Origin of the sequence: Halomicrobium mukohataei DSM 12286, assembly GCF_000023965.1 — an archaeon.
GTDB lineage: Archaea > Halobacteriota > Halobacteria > Halobacteriales > Haloarculaceae > Halomicrobium > Halomicrobium mukohataei.
On sequence record NC_013202.1, the window covers coordinates 648,186 to 663,468 of the forward strand.

14 protein-coding genes and 1 tRNA gene are annotated in these 15,283 nt (G+C 68.5%); 5 read left to right on the plus strand and 10 right to left on the minus strand.

The window, feature by feature from the left end:
- The first annotated feature begins 40 nt into the window (after positions 1 to 40).
- The gene (locus HMUK_RS03255; RefSeq protein ID WP_015761662.1) at positions 41 to 2,293 is read left to right on the plus strand and encodes a bacterio-opsin activator domain-containing protein; all 2,253 of its coding nucleotides are present in this window, start codon (positions 41 to 43) and stop codon (positions 2,291 to 2,293) included.
- Positions 2,294 to 2,430: 137 nt separating this feature from the next.
- On the opposite strand, the gene HMUK_RS03260 is transcribed toward HMUK_RS03255, so the two are convergent.
- From HMUK_RS03260 to HMUK_RS03280, 6 genes are all read right to left on the minus strand, one after another.
- Positions 2,431 to 3,225, minus strand: coding sequence for an NAD-dependent epimerase/dehydratase family protein (locus HMUK_RS03260; RefSeq protein WP_015761663.1), 795 nt, complete (start codon positions 3,223 to 3,225; stop codon positions 2,431 to 2,433).
- A gap of 41 nt (positions 3,226 to 3,266) precedes the next feature.
- Positions 3,267 to 4,052, minus strand: a complete 786-nt coding sequence (locus HMUK_RS03265) for a DUF7089 family protein (RefSeq protein ID WP_015761664.1) — start codon at positions 4,050 to 4,052, stop codon at positions 3,267 to 3,269.
- A complete protein-coding gene (locus tag HMUK_RS18210) occupies positions 4,053 to 4,142 on the minus strand; it encodes a hypothetical protein (protein ID WP_018256810.1) in 90 nt (29 codons plus the stop codon). It lies immediately after the preceding gene.
- Between the two features lie 39 nt (positions 4,143 to 4,181).
- The gene (locus HMUK_RS03270) at positions 4,182 to 5,678 is read right to left on the minus strand and encodes an MATE family efflux transporter (protein ID WP_015761665.1); all 1,497 of its coding nucleotides are present in this window, start codon (positions 5,676 to 5,678) and stop codon (positions 4,182 to 4,184) included.
- Between the two features lie 81 nt (positions 5,679 to 5,759).
- Positions 5,760 to 7,148 carry an FAD-dependent oxidoreductase gene (locus tag HMUK_RS03275; RefSeq protein WP_015761666.1) on the minus strand — a complete coding sequence of 463 codons (1,389 nt, stop codon included), beginning with the start codon at positions 7,146 to 7,148 and terminating at the stop codon, positions 5,760 to 5,762.
- A gap of 190 nt (positions 7,149 to 7,338) precedes the next feature.
- Positions 7,339 to 7,584: a ferredoxin gene (locus HMUK_RS03280; protein WP_015761667.1), complete on the minus strand. Its 246-nt coding sequence runs from the start codon at positions 7,582 to 7,584 to the stop codon at positions 7,339 to 7,341.
- Positions 7,585 to 7,685: 101 nt separating this feature from the next.
- Here HMUK_RS03280 and HMUK_RS03285 point away from each other — a divergent pair, with 101 nt between their 5' ends.
- The 3 genes from HMUK_RS03285 (at position 7,686) to HMUK_RS03295 (ending at position 11,692) form a co-directional block, all read left to right on the plus strand.
- Positions 7,686 to 10,112, plus strand: coding sequence for an ATP-dependent DNA helicase (locus tag HMUK_RS03285; RefSeq protein WP_015761668.1), 2,427 nt, complete (start codon positions 7,686 to 7,688; stop codon positions 10,110 to 10,112).
- Positions 10,112 to 10,612 carry a KEOPS complex subunit Cgi121 gene (cgi121, locus tag HMUK_RS03290; RefSeq protein ID WP_015761669.1) on the plus strand — a complete coding sequence of 167 codons (501 nt, stop codon included), beginning with the start codon at positions 10,112 to 10,114 and terminating at the stop codon, positions 10,610 to 10,612. The genes HMUK_RS03285 and cgi121 overlap by 1 nt, the downstream gene beginning before the upstream one ends.
- A 129-nt stretch (positions 10,613 to 10,741) precedes the next feature.
- On the plus strand, positions 10,742 to 11,692 hold the full coding sequence (locus HMUK_RS03295) for a hypothetical protein (RefSeq protein WP_015761670.1): 951 nt from the start codon (positions 10,742 to 10,744) through the stop codon (positions 11,690 to 11,692).
- A gap of 29 nt (positions 11,693 to 11,721) precedes the next feature.
- Here HMUK_RS03295 and HMUK_RS03300 read toward each other — a convergent pair whose 3' ends face one another.
- From HMUK_RS03300 to HMUK_RS03310, 3 genes are all read right to left on the minus strand, one after another.
- Positions 11,722 to 13,125 (minus strand): adenylosuccinate synthase, encoded by a 1,404-nt coding sequence (locus tag HMUK_RS03300; protein WP_015761671.1) that lies wholly within the window; start codon positions 13,123 to 13,125, stop codon positions 11,722 to 11,724.
- A gap of 68 nt (positions 13,126 to 13,193) precedes the next feature.
- Complete coding sequence (locus HMUK_RS03305) at positions 13,194 to 13,736, minus strand: DUF1684 domain-containing protein (protein WP_015761672.1); 543 nt, start codon at positions 13,734 to 13,736, stop codon at positions 13,194 to 13,196.
- Positions 13,737 to 13,826: 90 nt separating this feature from the next.
- Positions 13,827 to 13,897 (minus strand) — tRNA-Gly (locus tag HMUK_RS03310).
- A 253-nt stretch (positions 13,898 to 14,150) separates the two neighbouring features.
- Between HMUK_RS03310 and HMUK_RS03315 the strand changes: the two genes are divergently transcribed.
- Complete coding sequence (locus tag HMUK_RS03315; RefSeq protein ID WP_015761673.1) at positions 14,151 to 14,594, plus strand: reverse transcriptase-like protein; 444 nt, start codon at positions 14,151 to 14,153, stop codon at positions 14,592 to 14,594.
- A 15-nt stretch (positions 14,595 to 14,609) separates the two neighbouring features.
- Here the strand turns inward: HMUK_RS03315 and HMUK_RS03320 are convergent, their stop codons facing one another.
- Positions 14,610 to 15,278, minus strand: a complete 669-nt coding sequence (locus tag HMUK_RS03320) for a cell surface protein (RefSeq protein WP_015761674.1) — start codon at positions 15,276 to 15,278, stop codon at positions 14,610 to 14,612.
- Positions 15,279 to 15,283: the final 5 nt, after the last annotated feature.

The window sequence follows — 15,283 nt, forward strand, 5'->3', positions numbered from 1 at the left end:
GGGATCCGCTTAAGTACTCGAACACACTAACGTATTAGGTATGAGGCCGGACGAAGAGGCGGCAGACGCCGCCGACGGCGAGACCGTGGGGAAGAGTGACGCCGACGCCGGGGGGCGAGGCGAGCAACCGATCGAACGCGCGACGGAGGCGCGGGTCGTGACCGACGGCGGCGTCGATGCCGCCATCGAGGGCGCGAGCGTCGAGCAGTACGCGGGTATCGTCGGGGCGCTGGAGGACGGCGTCTACGTCCTCGACGAGGACGGTCACTTCACGTTCGTCAACGAGGCGATGGTCGAGCTGACCGGCTACGACGAGACGGAGCTCCGGGGCGAACCCGTCACCAGGATCAAGGACCGGGAGACCGGCGAACGGACCGAGACGGCGCTGGCGGCGCTGCGCGACGGAGAGACAGAGGACCTCGACCGGACCTTCGGCCTCTCGGTACAGCCCAAGCGAGGCGAGCCCATCGCCTGCGAAGAGCACGTGACGGCGCTGTTCGACGACGGGCAGTTCCGCGGCGTCGTCGGAATCGTCCGGGACATCTCCGATCGACGGCGGCACCGAGAGCTGATATCACAGCTACAGGAGACCTCGCGATCGCTCATGCAGGCTCCGAGCCGGGAGTCGGTCGCGGACATCGTCGCGAACGCGGCCCGGCAGGTGCTCGGCTTCGAGCTGAGTGCCGTCCGGCTGTACGACGCCGACGAGCGCGTGTTGCGACCGACGGCGACGACCGACGCCACCGACGACCAGCTCCCCGAGCGGCCGGTGTACGCCCTCGACGAGGGCCAGCCCGGCACCGTCTTCGCGTCGGGAGAACCCGCAGTCTACGACGACGTGCGAACGATCGAGGACCCCGACGGGGAGTTCGGGCCGGTCCGCTCGGCCATGTACTTCCCGATCGGCGTCCACGGGACCCTGACCGTCGCCTCGACGACGGTGGGTGCCTTCGACGAGAACGACCGACAGGTGGCCGCGCTGCTGGCGATCAACGCCGCCGCGGCGTGCAACCGCGCCAAGCGCGAACAGGAGGTGCGAGAGGCCCGCGAGCGCATCGAGACGATCCTCGAACGGATCAACGGGCTGATCCAGAACACCGTCGAGGTGCTGGTCGAGGCCACCACGCGCGAGCAGGTCGAGGCCGGCGTCTGCGAGCAGCTCGTCGCCGTCGAACCCTACACCTTCGCGTGGCTCGGTCGGCCGGACGTGCGCGCCGAGACGATCAGCGCCCGCGAGTGGGCCGGCAGTCAGCCCAGCGGCGCGGCCACCGCCTCGGACGGCGAGCGAGACGGACCCGCCGGAGCGCCACCCATCGACGTCGCGGACGTGGCCGAACCGATCGACGGCGACACGCCGGGTGCGCAGGCCCTCGAATCCGAGGGGCCGAAGGTACTGGAGGGAGACGCGCTCGAAGACGCCGGTGGCTGGTTCCGGTCGGCCGCCGAGAACGGCGTCCGGTCGGTGATGGCGATTCCGCTGTCGTACACGGACTCGAACTACGGCGTGTTGTACGTCTGTGCCGACCAGACCGACGCGTTCGACCAACGGGAGAAGGTCGTCCTGCAGGCGCTGGGTCGGGCCGTCGCGAACGCGATCAACGCCATCGAGAGCGGCCGAATCCTCAGTGCCAACAAGGTGATCGAGCTTGAGTTCACCGTCGACGACCGGGACCTGCTACTGTCGCGCCTCTCCGGTCGAGCCGGCGGAACGATCGCCTCCGCCGGGACCGTGACACAAGAAGACGGGTCGCTGCGGCTGTATCTCACCACCCAGGACGCCGACACCGACGAGGTGATGGCCGTGCTGGACGCCGACGACGCCGTCGAGTCCGCGAGCCGGGTGGCCGAACACGACGACGAGGCGCTGTTCGACGTGACCGTCACGGAGTCGCTGATCGCGACGCTCGTCGACCACGGGGCCGTCCCGAAGTCGATCGTCAGCGAGAACGGGATCGCCCGCTACAACATCGAACTCCCCTACGAGGCGGAGGCCCGCGAGGTGTTCGGGCTCGTCGAAGACAACTACGACTCGACGGACCTGGTCGGCTACCACGAGCACGAGCGTCCCGTCCAGACCCAACAGGAGTTCCGCGCCGCGCTGGCCGACCGGTTCACCGACCGACAGGAGACGGCGCTCCGGACGGCGTACCTCGGCGGCTTCTTCGAGTGGCCCCGCGAGGTCGACGGCGACGAACTCGCCGGTGGGATGGACATCTCCCGACCGACCTACCACCAGCACCTCCGGGCCGCCCAGCACAAGGTCTTCGAAGAGCTGTTCGAAGGCGGCTACTAGGGCGCTGGAGTTCGTCGCTGTCACAGAGACGAACACCTCGAAAGCCCTCTGTGCGCCCTTTCATCCGCCAGGGCGTGGTCGGTTGAGCAGGCTACGGGAGCGGCGGACGGAAGCGATGCGCGCCAGCGAGAGCGCAATCACTCCATCGCGGCCCGGATCTGGGAGCGCAGCGACGCCTCGATGGGTGTCGGGTCCCGAAGGCGGATGTCGTCGGCCGAGAGCTCCATCGGCGATGGAGGAGTGCGGTCGACGATCGACAGCGCGGGCTCGGTGCCGGTCTCCTCGGCGACGATCGACTGGATCGACTCGCCGACCGCGGCGTTCGTGAAGGTGTACGACGAGACCGCAGCGGGGGTCTCGACGGCGAACGAGCCGGTCCCGAGTTCGCGGAGGAAGGCACAGAGATCGCCCACGTCGACGTAGGGGCGAACGATCTCGCCGTCTCCCCAGACCTCGATCTCGCCGTCGAGGGCCTGTTCGATCATGTCCTGGGCCTGTCCCCGCGGGGCGGGACCGCCGACGACGTTGGGAAACCGGACGGTCGTGACCCCGTCGTACTCGCTGACGGCCCCCTCCGCGAGGTGCTTGGAGTGGCCGTAGCGGTTGACCTGGTCGGCGGCGGCGATGCTGGAGGCGAACACCACCGGAACGTCGCGTTCGCGGGCGACGCCGACGACGGTCGCCGTCCCCATGACGTTGTTCTCGACGAGGTGTCGCCAGTCGTCGGTCCACACGTCGGCGTCGGCCGCGAGGTGGTAGACCGCGTCGAAGTCGTGTGCCTCGAACAGCGCCTCGACGCGGTCGGCGTCCCGGATGTCGTCGGCCGGATCGGCCGCGTTGTCGAAGCCGACGACCTCGTGGCCGGCCGCCGAGAGCTGGTCTGTCAGCACACCGCCGATGTACCCCGCGTGTCCGGTGACGAGCGCGTTCATTGCTCGTAGTTGCGCTGGCGGTTATTTGAATCCGGTGAAGATCAGGACAGCTCCGAGAGCGTCTTCTCCGCCCACGTGACGGCGTATTCCGGGCCGTACTCGCCGTACGCGCTGGTGTCGAGGGCTGCGAACGGAGCCGGGACCTCGACGCCGTGTTTGATCGCCGAGCAAGCCAGCTCCGCGGCCGCGGGGAACTTCGTCCGCCCCATCGCGACCTCTCCGGAGAGGTCGCCCAGGCGCGGTTCGAGGCGCTCGCCCGCGTCGACCCACGCGTCGAACAGCGCCGGCAGGTCGCCCTCCCAGTCGGCGAACACCGGACGCGTCTGCAAGCCGACGAAGGCGTCGAAGACCGCCGCCGCGAGCTGGTAGGTACCGGCCGGCGAGAGGTGGGCGTCGGTCGCCGCCGCGAACGCCCGGTACCGCTCCTCGAAGAAGCCGAGGAACTGTTCGGGAACGCCCAGCCCGGTGGCGACCAGCGCCTCGGCCAACAGAAAGTCGACGAAGTCGTCCGGCGAGCCCGCCAGCCGAGGCTTGACCAGCACGACCGGCGGATCGGTCTGACGAGTCCAGGCGACGCCGCCGTCGCCGGGCATACCGACGGTGAAGTCACTCGACGCGAACGCGTGGAGCTCTGCGGGCGCGTCGTCGGGCACCCACTCGTCGGGAGAGGACAGCGGAGCCACGTCGTCGGTGACCAGCAGGAGCTCCTCGGCAACAGCCGGATCCAGCGTCTCGAAGTCCCGCTCGCAGTCCAGCACGAGGGCGTCGGGCGCGTGGCGCTCGCGGACGGCCGCCAGCTCCCCGTCGAGGGAGCGCTCGCTGAACATCTACGCGAGCGCGAGGTTCGCGATCAGTGCCAGCGACAGCAGCGCCGAGACGGCGATGGTCCCGAGGACGATCTTCGTTGGGTTGCTCATACCGGTTGCTGGGTCGGGTTCGGCATTAAAGCTTCAGTTCTAGTCGTCGGCCCCCACGCCGGAGGCCCGCGCGACGGCGCGCCACTTTCCCGTCCAGAAGCGACCGGTGTTGACCGCGGCCTTGACGTAGTAGTCGCCGACGATGGCCGCGAAGATGGCGGGCAGTCCCCAGCCCATGCCGGGCGTGAGGGTGATCCCGAGGACGGGGACCGTCACGGCGAAGCCAACGGGGAGCGCGAGGACGGCGACGGGGATGCGATAGAGGTAGGAGCCGACGAAGGTGCCATAGAGGGGCCAGCGGGTGTCCCCAGCGCCCCGGAGGCTGCCACGCATCGTCCGAGAGACGCTGAAGCCGGCGACCGCCAGCGCGAACACGCGGATGAACGTGACCGTCAAGTCCGGGTACTCCGTCCCGAAGAGCAGCGAGATGGGACGGGCAAAGACCACCAGCACGGCGGCGATCAGCAGCTGCGTGACCAGCGCGATCCGCAGCGTCTGCCAGCCGTACTCCCCGGCGTCGGTGTCGTCGCCGGCCCCGACGTACTGGCCCACGAGCGTGCTGGCGGCCGTCGAGTACCCCCAGGCGGGCATCAGCGCGAGCAACATCACGCGGCGACCGATCGCGAAGGCGGCGACCGTCGGCGTCCCGAGCACGCCCAGCACGAACAGGAACGGGAAGCGAGCGAACGTCTGGAGCAGGCGCATCCCCGAAAGCGGGAGCGCGACGCGGACGATCTCGGTCAACAGACCGAGATCCAGCTGGCGGCCGCCGAGTCGGAGCGTCACGACGTAGCGCCCGGACGCCAGCAGCGCGAAGAAGACGGCCGCCGCGAGCGTGTTGGCGACGGCGGTCCCGATGGCGGCACCGGCGATCCCCAGCCGCGGCGCGGGGCCGAGCCCGAAGATCAGGACCGCGTTGAGGACGACGTTGGTCGGCAGCGTCAGCAGGCGGACGTACATCGGCGTCCGGGTGTCCGCGCTGCCGGCGAGCGCCCGCGCCGCGACCATGCTCCAGAACCGCGGGGCCAGCGACAGCATCACGATCGAGAGGTAGAGCCCGCCGAAACGGATCGCGTCGGGGTCGCCCGTGAGAAGTCCCACCAGCGGCTCGGCGTACAGCCACGAGACGGCCGTCAGGGGCACCGAGATCAGGAGCGCGAGCCACAGCGACTGCTTGACCGCGAGGTCCGCGCGCTCGGGCTCGCCAGCGCCCTGGAGCCGGGAGACGACGCTGATCGTCCCCGACGTGACCGCAAGCGACAGCCCGAAGCCGATGAAGTAGTACTGGAAACCGAGCTCCAGCCCGGCGATCGCGGCGTCGCCAAGCGCGAGTCCGACCATCGCGAAGTCGGCGATTCGCAGGAAGATCCGGAGGCCGCCGGTGACCATCACGGGCGCGGCCAGGTCGAGCGCCTCCGTCGACTTCTCCCGGTCGACGAGCCCGTACTGCGCCAGCAGCGCCGGGAAACCGTCGATGAACCGGCCGGGGAGTGCGGAGAGCCAGGCGACCAGCCGAGCGAGCAGGCGACGGGCCATCGAGACGAAATGGAGACCGAACGCTACTGAGGGTTTCGCTGGCGATAGACGAACCGTCGAAATCGAACGCGAAGGCGGCCGTCAGTCGTCCTGTGCGGGCGCTTTCGCCTGCTCCTCGTCTTCGTCGGCGATCTCGGCGCGCGGGAAGTTCTCGATGGTCGCCGAGCGGAACCCGTCCTTGTCGAACTCGTAGTCGTCGCCCAGCGCCTCGACGAGGTGCTCGGTGTCGCGCATGGCGTTTTTCAGGCTCGTGGAGGCACCCGGCGAGGGCGTGATGTTGAAGATCACGTCGTCGTCGGTGATCTTGGCCTCGCCCATGTCCAGGGTCTTGTTGTCGGTGTCGACGATCTGTGGACGGACGCCGCCGTACCCCTTCGCGCGGTCGATGTCGTCCAGTTCGGCGGTCGGAACGACCTTCTGGACGTGGGGCAGGAAGGCCCGCTTGCCGACCTCGGGCAGGTCGTAGACGAGGTTCTTCAGCACGTAGGGCAGCAGGATGCGATCGGCGAGGATGTTGGCGTAGCTCAGGAACGAGTGGACGTTCAGGCCGAACACGTCGAAGAAGTCACTGACGGTCGAGAGTTCGCCCCGTTCGAGCGCGGGGACGAGCTTGGCCGTCGGTCCGAAGCGCGTGACCGAGTCGTCGTGTACGTCGGCGTCGCCGTGGACCGCCGCGAAGGGCAGCTTCTTCATCTGGAGGGTGTACACCTTGCCGTTGAGGAAGTCGTCGGCCAGGAAGAAACTGCCCGCGACGGGCAATAGCGACATCCCCTCGCCGTAGCCCATCTCCTTGGCGATCTGGAGGCTGTGAGAGCCCGCGGCGACGACGGCCGCGTCGGACTCGAACCAGCCCGCGTCGGTCTGGAAGATGTAGCCGTCCTCGGTGTCGTCCATCTGGGTGACCTCGGTGCCGGTGAACACGTCGACGCCGTCGATCTCCTCGGCGTCCTCGACGAACGAGTGGGAAACGTCGCCGTAGTCGACGACGTAGCCGTCCGGGGTCTGGAGCGCGAGCATCTCCTCGGTCGGGTCTCGGCCCTCGACGACCTTCGGCTCGATCTCGGCGATCTCGTCGCGGTCGATGGCGTCGAGTTTGGGGAACAGGTCGCCAAAGCCCTCCTCGTAGTAGCGGTCTTCGAGGCTCTGGACCTCCTCGTCCCCGACGGCCAGCACCATCTTCGAGCGCTTGCTGTGCATCTCGCGGTCCGGGTCCACGTTTTCGAGATAGCCCGCGAGCATCTCCGCGCCCTCCTTGACCTGCTCGGCTTTTTCGAGCGTGTAGTTGGTCTCGATGTCGCCGAAGTGTAAGGTCTGGGAGTTGTTCGTGTGATGCGAGTTGATCGCCGCAATCTCCGATTCCTTCTCGACGAGCGCGATTTTCTCGATGTCGGTGAAGTTCGCGACCGTGTAGAGAAGCGATGCGCCACTGATCCCACCGCCGACGATAACGAGGTCGTATTGCTCTGTCATGATTAGTTCCTAGCCACCGCAGTGCGAACTGCTCACACCCCGAATGTACGATCTGTGCTATTTAAGCCTCTCCACTCGCCAATCTGTGTATAAGATGATACGTTTGCGCTGTCAGTGTGTCTCGTTTAGACGGTAACACCACCGTCGCAGGTACCACATCGCTCGAAGACTCTCTCTCGTGACCGACCGCTCACGGAATCAGTTGCTCGCCGTCGTCGTCGTAGACGGCGATGGCGTCGACGGGACAGGAGCGGGCCGCGAACTTCGCGTCGAGTTCCGCTCCGTCGGGGACCTCTCGGACGAAGACGCCGTCGTCGGTCTCCTCGCTGTCGGCCAGGACGGCCTTGCCGGCGTCCTCGTCGCGTTCGAACTCGTCCCACTCGGCGACGCACTGGAACATCCCGATACAGGTGTCCCGGTCGTACTCGATTCGCATACCCGCGCTTGCGGCCTCTCGGGCAAAGTGCTGTCGCCATCGACCACGATCGCGACGCGAGGGCGACAGTTTAAACCACCGGAGGAGCCAAGCGAGGCGTAATGGACGTTGCGGACCTGCCAGGTGTTCCGTCGTGGCTGCCAGAGCACCTGCAGTCGGCGGGGATCGAGGCACTGTACCCACCGCAGGCCGAGGCCGTCGAGGCCGGCGTCACGCGGGGCGAGAACCTCGTCGCCAGCATCCCGACCGCCAGCGGCAAGACTCTGATCGCCCAGCTGGCGATGCTGTCGGCGATCACGGACGCCGCGGGAGCGAGCGAGCGGGAGCGAAGCGACCCGGAGACGCCTCCTGCAGACGGCGACGGCACCGCCCTCGGCGGCACGGCGCTGTACATCGTCCCACTGCGGGCGCTTGCCAGCGAGAAGCAGGCCGAGTTCGAGGAGTTCGAGCAGTACGGGCTCGACGTGGGCGTCTCGACGGGCAACTACGAATCCGACGGCGGGTGGCTCGCCGACAAGGACATCGTCGTCGCTACCAGCGAGAAAGTCGACTCGCTGGTGCGCAACGACGCGCCGTGGCTCGACGACCTGGCCTGTGTCGTCAGCGACGAGGTCCACCTCGTCGACGACGCCGAACGCGGACCGACGCTGGAGGTGACCCTCGCGAAGCTCCGTCGGATCAACCCCGACATGCAGACGGTGGCGCTGTCGGCGACGATCGGCAACGCCGACGTGCTCGCCGAGTGGCTCGACGCCGAACTCGTCGACTCGGACTGGCGGCCCATCAGCCTGAAGAAGGGGGTCCACTTCGGACAGGCGCTCCACCTCGAAGACGGCAGCCAGTCGGAGCTGCCGGTCCGCAACAGCGAGAAGCAGACCGCCGCCATCGTCCGGGACACCCTCGACGACGACGGCTCGACGCTGGTGTTCGTCAACTCCCGGCGCAACGCGGAGGCCGCCGCGGGACGGCTGGCCAGCGTCACACGCGAGGCCCTGACTCCGGCGGAGCGAGAGCAACTCGCGGACGTGGCCGCGGAGATCAGAGACGTGAGCGACACCGAGACGAGCGACGACCTGGCCGACGCCGTCGCCGACGGAGCCGCCTTCCACCACGCCGGGATCGCGAGCGGGCACAGAGAACTCGTCGAGGACGCCTTCCGCGACCGCCTGCTGAAGGTCGTCAGCGCCACCCCGACGCTGGCGGCGGGAGTCAACACGCCCAGCCGCCGGGTCGTGGTCCGGGACTGGCGACGCTACGACGGCACCGCTGGCGGAATGCAGCCCCTCTCGGTGCTCGAAGTCCACCAGATGATGGGGCGGGCCGGCCGTCCGGGGCTTGACCCCTACGGCGAGGCGATCATCCCCGCCGCGAGCCACGACGAACTCGACGAGCTGTTCGACCGGTACGTCTGGGCCGACCCGGAGCCGGTCCAGTCGAAGCTGGCCGCCGAGCCGGCGCTGCGGACTCACCTGCTGGCGACGGTCGCGAGCGGCTTCGCCCGCTCTCGGGACGGGCTGCTGGAGTTTCTCGAACGCACTCTCTACGCGACACAGACCGACGAGAGCGGGCGGCTGGCACGAGTCGTCGACGAGGTGCTGGGCTACCTGCAGCGCAACGACTTTCTGGAGCGTGACGGCGAGGAACTCTCGGCGACCTCGCTCGGACACACCGTGTCCCGGCTCTACCTCGATCCGATGAGCGCCGCCGAGATCATCGACGGTCTGCGGTCGGGCGGTGGATCTGCCGCCAACGGCGACGACGCGAGCGAGGAACCGGCCGGATTCACGACCGCGAGCGACCTCGCCGACGAGGCGGGCGGCGACGAAGCGAAGGACCCGACCGCGATGGGACTGTACCACCTCGTCGCGCGCACCCCGGACATGTACGAGCTGTACCTCCGTTCTGGCGACGAGGAGGAGTACAGCCAGATCGCCTTCGAGCGTGAGGCGGAGTTCCTCGGGCGCATGCCGTCGGAGTTCGAAGACGACCGCTTCGAGGACTGGCTCGCCGCGCTCAAGACCGCACGCTTGCTGGAAGACTGGGCCAGCGAGGTCGACGAGGACGAGATCACCGACCGCTACGGCGTCGGCCCCGGCGACATCCGCGGCAAGGTCGAGTCCGCCCAGTGGCTGCTGGGGGCCGCCGAGTCGCTGGCGAGCGAACTCGGGCTCGACGCCGCGCCGGCCATCCGGCGCGCCCGGACCCGAGTCGAGCACGGCGTCCGCGAGGAGCTGGTCGATCTGGCTGGCGTCCGCGGCGTCGGGCGCAAGCGCGCACGCCGGCTGTTCGACGCCGGCATCGAGAGCCGTGCCGACCTCCGGGACGCCGAGAAGTCGGTCGTGCTGGCGGCGCTGCGAGGCAGAGCCAAGACCGCCGAGAACGTCCTGGAGAACGCCGGCCACCGCGATCCGTCGATGGACGGCATCGAGCCCTCCGAGGAAGTGTCCTACGAGCGAAGCGACAGCGACGGTCGAGCGTCGGACGGCGAGGAGGCGACAGACGACCAGACCAGCCTGGGTGATTTCTGATGCAGCTGATCGAAGGCACTGCGACCGTCGACGACGTGGACGAGTTCGTCGAACGGCTCGGATCGCTGGGCGAGGACCACGGCGTCGTCGTCCAGGCGTTCGACGCCCGCTACGTCGTCGACCGACGGCACCTCGAACGGGCGGTCGAGTTGGCCGATCGCGCGTTCGACCGCGGCGAGTCGATCGCCCGCGACCGGGCCGTCGAGATCCTGCTGTACGCCGCCGGTCGCCGCCAGATCAACCGCGCGCTGGCGATGGGCGTCGGAGACGGCAGCCAGCCCGCCGTCGTCGTGGTCCACGACCCCACGGGCGAGGGCAGCGAGGCCGCGGCCGCCGACGCCGTCAGCGCCCTGCTCGAACCGGGCGAGACGCTCGGCGACTACGACGAGGGGGTCGTGCGGGAGTTCTTCGACGTGAGTGAGGCCGAGCTGGCGGCGACCAGTGGCACGCTCTCGGATCTCGTCGCCGAGCGGGTCGCCCTGTTGACCGTCGAGCGATGACGCCGCGGTCGCCGACGGCAGCGTCCGTGTCGCGGGTGCGAGACGTGTCCGCCTCTCGTCACGTATGACGATCCCCCCAGAACGGTATTAAGAAGCTATAACACCGCCTGTGGCGGGATTTTGGGTACGATGATGTACTTCGAGGGAGCCGGACTCTTGATCGGTGCGATCGCACTCGGGGCGATCCACGGCATCGAGCCGGGACACGGCTGGCCCGTGGCCGCCTCCTACGCCCTGGACCAGACGAACAAGTGGGCGTACGGCTTCGCCGCGAGCCTGATCCTCGGCGTCGGCCACCTCGTCAGCAGCATCGCGATGGTCGGCGCGTTCTTCTACGCCAAGGAGTATTTCAGCCTCACGCAGGTCAACGAGCCGATAACGGTGGTCGGCGGCCTCCAGATTGGCGGCCCCGTCAGTCTCGTGGCCGGCGTCCTGCTGATCGCGCTCGGGCTCCGAGAGTACCTGTCGGGCCACACGCACGGCACCAGTACCGGCCACGACCACGGTCACACACACGGCACGGACGACGGCCACGGGGGGCATCACCACACGGGCACCGACGATCACGGGCACGGAGACGGCAGTCACGAGCACCACAGTGAAGCCGACGAGCACGCCCAGTCGCGCGAGCGAGCGGACCGCAGCCTCGTCGATCGACTGATACTACCGGCTGTAAATCTGTCACGGATTTCGCCACCCTGGGGTGGCGAATATCTGAACGAAGTTACAGCCGGCAGTATGAAGACGGTGGTGCCGTTCGTCGGCGGCGGGCACGCGCACGGAGAGATGGACACCGACCGTGGCCTCCTGGGAATCGCGTGGTTTGCGTTCGTCCTGGGGTTCGCACACGAAGAGGAGTTCGAGATCATCGCACTCTGTGCCGGTTCGGACGCGTGTCTCGAACTCATGGGTGCGTACGCGCTGACGGTCGTCGTCGGCATCGTCGGGCTGACGATGCTGTTGATCGCGGGCTACGAGCGCTGTGAGGAGCGAGTCGAGCAGTACACGCCGTATCTCCCCGTGTTCTCTGCACTGGTCCTCGTCGTCATGGGGATCGGATTCGTCACCGGCATCTTCTGAGGCAGACGGTCGTCAGTCCGTGAACCGGGCTACGTCGTCGGGTTCTCCAGGACGATGGTCTGGTCGCGGCCGGGGCCGACGCCGATGGCGTATAGCGGCGTGTCCAGCTCCGACTCGACGAAGTCGAGGTAGTCGCGGGCGTTGTCCGGAAGCGCGTCGTAGCCCTCGCTGGCGACGGCGTCCCAGTCGACCTCGGGCCAGCCGTCGAACGTGCGGTAGTTCACCGAGCAGCGACCCCACTCCTCGGTCGTCGGCGGGACGGTGTCGATCTCGGTGCCGTCGAGATCGTAGCTGACGCCGACCTGAACCTCGTCGAGGCCGGCCAGCACGTCGATGTGGCCGACGACGACGCCGGTGAACCCGCTGGCCCGCGTCGCGTGGCGAAGCACCGGGAGGTCGAGCCAGCCGACACGGCGCGGCCGGCCGGTGACGGTGCCGTACTCACCGCCCTCGTCGCGGATGTAGGTCGCGAGTTCCTCCTCGCGCTCTCCGGCATCACTCAGCGGCTGCGCCGCTTCGTGGTCCGAGGCGCGCTGCGCCTCGCTGCCCTCGTAGCCCGGCGTGTCGCCCTCGACGCCGGCAAGCTCGGTCGGCAGCGGGCCGCTCCCGACGCGCGTGGTGTAGCCTTTGACGATCCCGACGATCTCGCCCTGTCCGATCTCGGTCGGGCCGAGGCCGGTGCCGGTACAGGCCCCGCCAGCGGTCGGGTTCGACGAGGTGACGAAGGGATAGTTTCCGTGGTCGATGTCGATGAGCGTCCCCTGTGCGCCCTCCAGCAGCACCTCGTCGCCGTCGTCGATGCGAGACTGGAGGTAGTCGCCGCAGTTGACGGTCATCTCTTCGTCGGCGAGTCGCTCGCCGTAGCCGCTGTAGGTCTCGAAGAGCGCCGTCAGATCGAGTTCCTCGCCGGCCTGCTTGTCGTAGACCTCCTCGACGACGGCACGCTTCTGGGGGACGACGTACTCCAGTCGCGTCCGCAACACCTCGTCGTCGAGCAGGTCGCCGACCCTGATTCCTCGCCGACCGGCCTTGTCCTCGTAGGTCGGGCCGATGCCCCGGCCCGTCGTCCCGACCTCCTCGTCTTTGTCCTCCTCTTCGATCCCGTCCAGTCGCCGGTGGTACGGGAAGATGACGTGGGCGCGCTCTGCGACGCGCACGTCCGGATCGAGGCCGCGCTCGCGGAGAGCGTCGAGTTCGTCGAACAGCGTCTCGGGGTTGACGACACAGCCGTTGCCGATGACGCAGGTCTTCCCCCGAACGACGCCGGAGGGCAGCAAGGAGAGTTCGTAGGTCTCGTCGCCGACGACGACGGTGTGGCCGGCGTTGTCGCCGCCCTGATAGCGAACGACGACGTCGGCACCCTCGCCGTAGAGATCGACGGTGCCGCCCTTCCCCTCGTCGCCCAGCTGCGAACCGATGATCGTGACGGTCATACCGCCCCGGTATTTTTACCCTCGCTACAAATCGGTGCCGGTTTGACCGGGCGGTCGGGGCCGACCCGTCAGTACTCCCGCTCGCCGGCTTCGATCGTGGTGTCGAGCCAGTTGGCTTCGGGTGGGAGCGGACAGGAGAACGTCTCGCTGTAGGCACAGAACGGCGAGTACGCGAGGTTGAAATCGAGCACGACCTCGTCGCCGTCGGCGAGGGTCTCGTCGGGCTCCAGTTCCATGTAGCGCCCGCCGGAGTAGGTCTGCTGGCCGGTCGTCTTGTCGCGGAAGGGGACGAAGATCGCGTCGTCGGCGTCCTGACGGTAGCCCGCGAGTTCGTACGCCGCACCGTCGATCTCGAAGTCGAACGTGACGACGCGCCGGTAGCGGACCGTCCGGCCGTCGCTGGTCTCCATCTCGACCGGCTCGGGCGCGTCGGCGACGGTGACCGTCGCAGTCACCCGGTAGGTCGGATCGGGATCGAAGTAGTCCAGCCCCTCGAAGTCGTCCCGTTCCTCGGGCGGGATCGGCGACTGACGGTGTTCGTCGAAGAAGGCGTCTTTCTCCTCGCGACTCGCTCGCAGTTCGTCGGCCCATCCGTCGGGTACGTCGCTCATGGGACGGGCTACGCCGCGGGGATGTTTATACTGCCGGCTGTCGGGCGCGAGCGAGACACGACAGGCTCGGCGACGAGAGTCACGAGAGAATGCGCCGTCCGGGAATTGAACCCGGGCTATTAGCTTGGGAAGCTAATGTCCTACCACTGGACCAACGGCGCTCGCTTCGCTCGCCCCGAGGATCGCAGTTCCTGCAGAACTGCTCACCAACGGCGCTCGCTTCGCTCGCCCCGAGGATCGCAGTTCCTGCAGAACTGCTCACCAACGGCGCTCGCTTCGCTCGCCCCGTGGCTCGCGAACAGGCACGTTCGCTCACCAACGGCGCGCTCGTTCCAACGTAGTACGTCGGGTCCACTTGAACGTAGCGCTTCGCCGGGCGACATCGCTTTGTCCGTCGCGTCCCCAGCAGCGGTCGTGTCCGATCGGCTGCCACCCTCGCTCCTGCTGTACTTCGACGCGAGCGTCCGCTACGGCGAGGACAACGCGACGCCGACATCCGCGGCGGTGGGGTTCGTCGTCGAAGACGGGACGGAGACGATCATAGAGGGATCGCTCCCCGTCCGAACGTTCGTCTCCAGCGCACACTTGGAGTACCGCGCGCTGTTAGAGAGCGTACAGGCGGTCGCGGGCCTGAACGGTCGGATCGCCTCGTTACACGTCCACGGCGACGCCGACGCGGTGATCGACGCGGTGGATCCGACCACCGACGCGACGCCGGGCGACCGGATCATGCGCCAGCGCGTCGCGGCCATCCGGGCGGCCGTCGAGGAGATCCCGACGGTCACCTACCGCGCCGTCGGGCGGGGGCGAAACGAGCGCGCCCACGCGCTCGCGCAGTCGGGCCACGCGACGGAGTAGGCCGCACCGCTGGGATTAGCAGCGGCGTCCCAGCAGGGCGGCGATCGCGAGTGCGAGCGCCGCAGCCAGACCGCCGAAGCCGGGACCGGTGCCCGTCGTCGTCACTGCACCGCCGCCCGAGGCGTCGGTCTCGGGTGGCTCGCCGCCGGACGCGGCGTCGGTCGTCGGCCGCCGGTCCGTCTCCGTCGGGGTCGCCGTCGGCGCGTCGACCGCGATGGTGCCCGCCGCCGTCCCCAGGTCGACGCGACCGCCGTCGTCGTCGTCGATCTGGGCAGCCTCGACGGCGAGGAGCGCGGTGCCCGTTCCGTTGGCCTCGACGGTGACCGTCGCGAGGGTCACGTTCGTGGTACCCGGGCCGACTGCGGACTCTAAGTCTGCGGCCTCGATCGTGATTTCCCGGCCGTCGGGACCGACGTCGGGGTCGGTCGTCGGTCGGAACCGGTCGGGGTACTCGGCACCGCCGACGGTCGCGACGCCAGAGCGGAGCGCGAGCCGGACCTCGAATCCGGCGAGTCCGTTCGGAGCCGAGTCGAGTGCCACGCGAACCGTCGTCGAGCCGTCCGGTTCCAGCGTCGCGTCGGCGATCGTGAGCGTCGGCTCGCTCTGGACGCCCCCAGCGGGCGCGACCGCCAGACAGGCCGCCAGGACGACGACGCAAGCGAGGACGAGCGGTCGAGTGGTCATCGGTC

Excerpts from the sequence above, each read along its gene's own strand:
- cgi121 (WP_015761669.1), top strand. The coding sequence starts at position 10,112 with ATGCAGCTGATCGAAGGCACTGCGACCGTCGACGACGTGGACGAGTTC.
- HMUK_RS03295 (WP_015761670.1), top strand. The coding sequence starts at position 10,742 with ATGATGTACTTCGAGGGAGCCGGACTCTTGATCGGTGCGATCGCACTC.
- HMUK_RS03270 (WP_015761665.1), bottom strand. The coding sequence starts at position 5,678 with ATGGCCCGTCGCCTGCTCGCTCGGCTGGTCGCCTGGCTCTCCGCACTC.
- HMUK_RS03260 (WP_015761663.1), bottom strand. The coding sequence starts at position 3,225 with ATGAACGCGCTCGTCACCGGACACGCGGGGTACATCGGCGGTGTGCTG.
- HMUK_RS03280 (WP_015761667.1), bottom strand. The coding sequence starts at position 7,584 with ATGCGAATCGAGTACGACCGGGACACCTGTATCGGGATGTTCCAGTGC.
- HMUK_RS18210 (WP_018256810.1), bottom strand. The coding sequence starts at position 4,142 with ATGAGCAACCCAACGAAGATCGTCCTCGGGACCATCGCCGTCTCGGCG.
- HMUK_RS03300 (WP_015761671.1), bottom strand. The coding sequence starts at position 13,125 with ATGACCGTCACGATCATCGGTTCGCAGCTGGGCGACGAGGGGAAGGGC.
- HMUK_RS03285 (WP_015761668.1), top strand. The coding sequence starts at position 7,686 with ATGGACGTTGCGGACCTGCCAGGTGTTCCGTCGTGGCTGCCAGAGCAC.
- HMUK_RS03320 (WP_015761674.1), bottom strand. The coding sequence starts at position 15,278 with ATGACCACTCGACCGCTCGTCCTCGCTTGCGTCGTCGTCCTGGCGGCC.
- HMUK_RS03255 (WP_015761662.1), top strand. The coding sequence starts at position 41 with ATGAGGCCGGACGAAGAGGCGGCAGACGCCGCCGACGGCGAGACCGTG.
- HMUK_RS03265 (WP_015761664.1), bottom strand. The coding sequence starts at position 4,052 with ATGTTCAGCGAGCGCTCCCTCGACGGGGAGCTGGCGGCCGTCCGCGAG.
- HMUK_RS03275 (WP_015761666.1), bottom strand. The coding sequence starts at position 7,148 with ATGACAGAGCAATACGACCTCGTTATCGTCGGCGGTGGGATCAGTGGC.
- HMUK_RS03305 (WP_015761672.1), bottom strand. The coding sequence starts at position 13,736 with ATGAGCGACGTACCCGACGGATGGGCCGACGAACTGCGAGCGAGTCGC.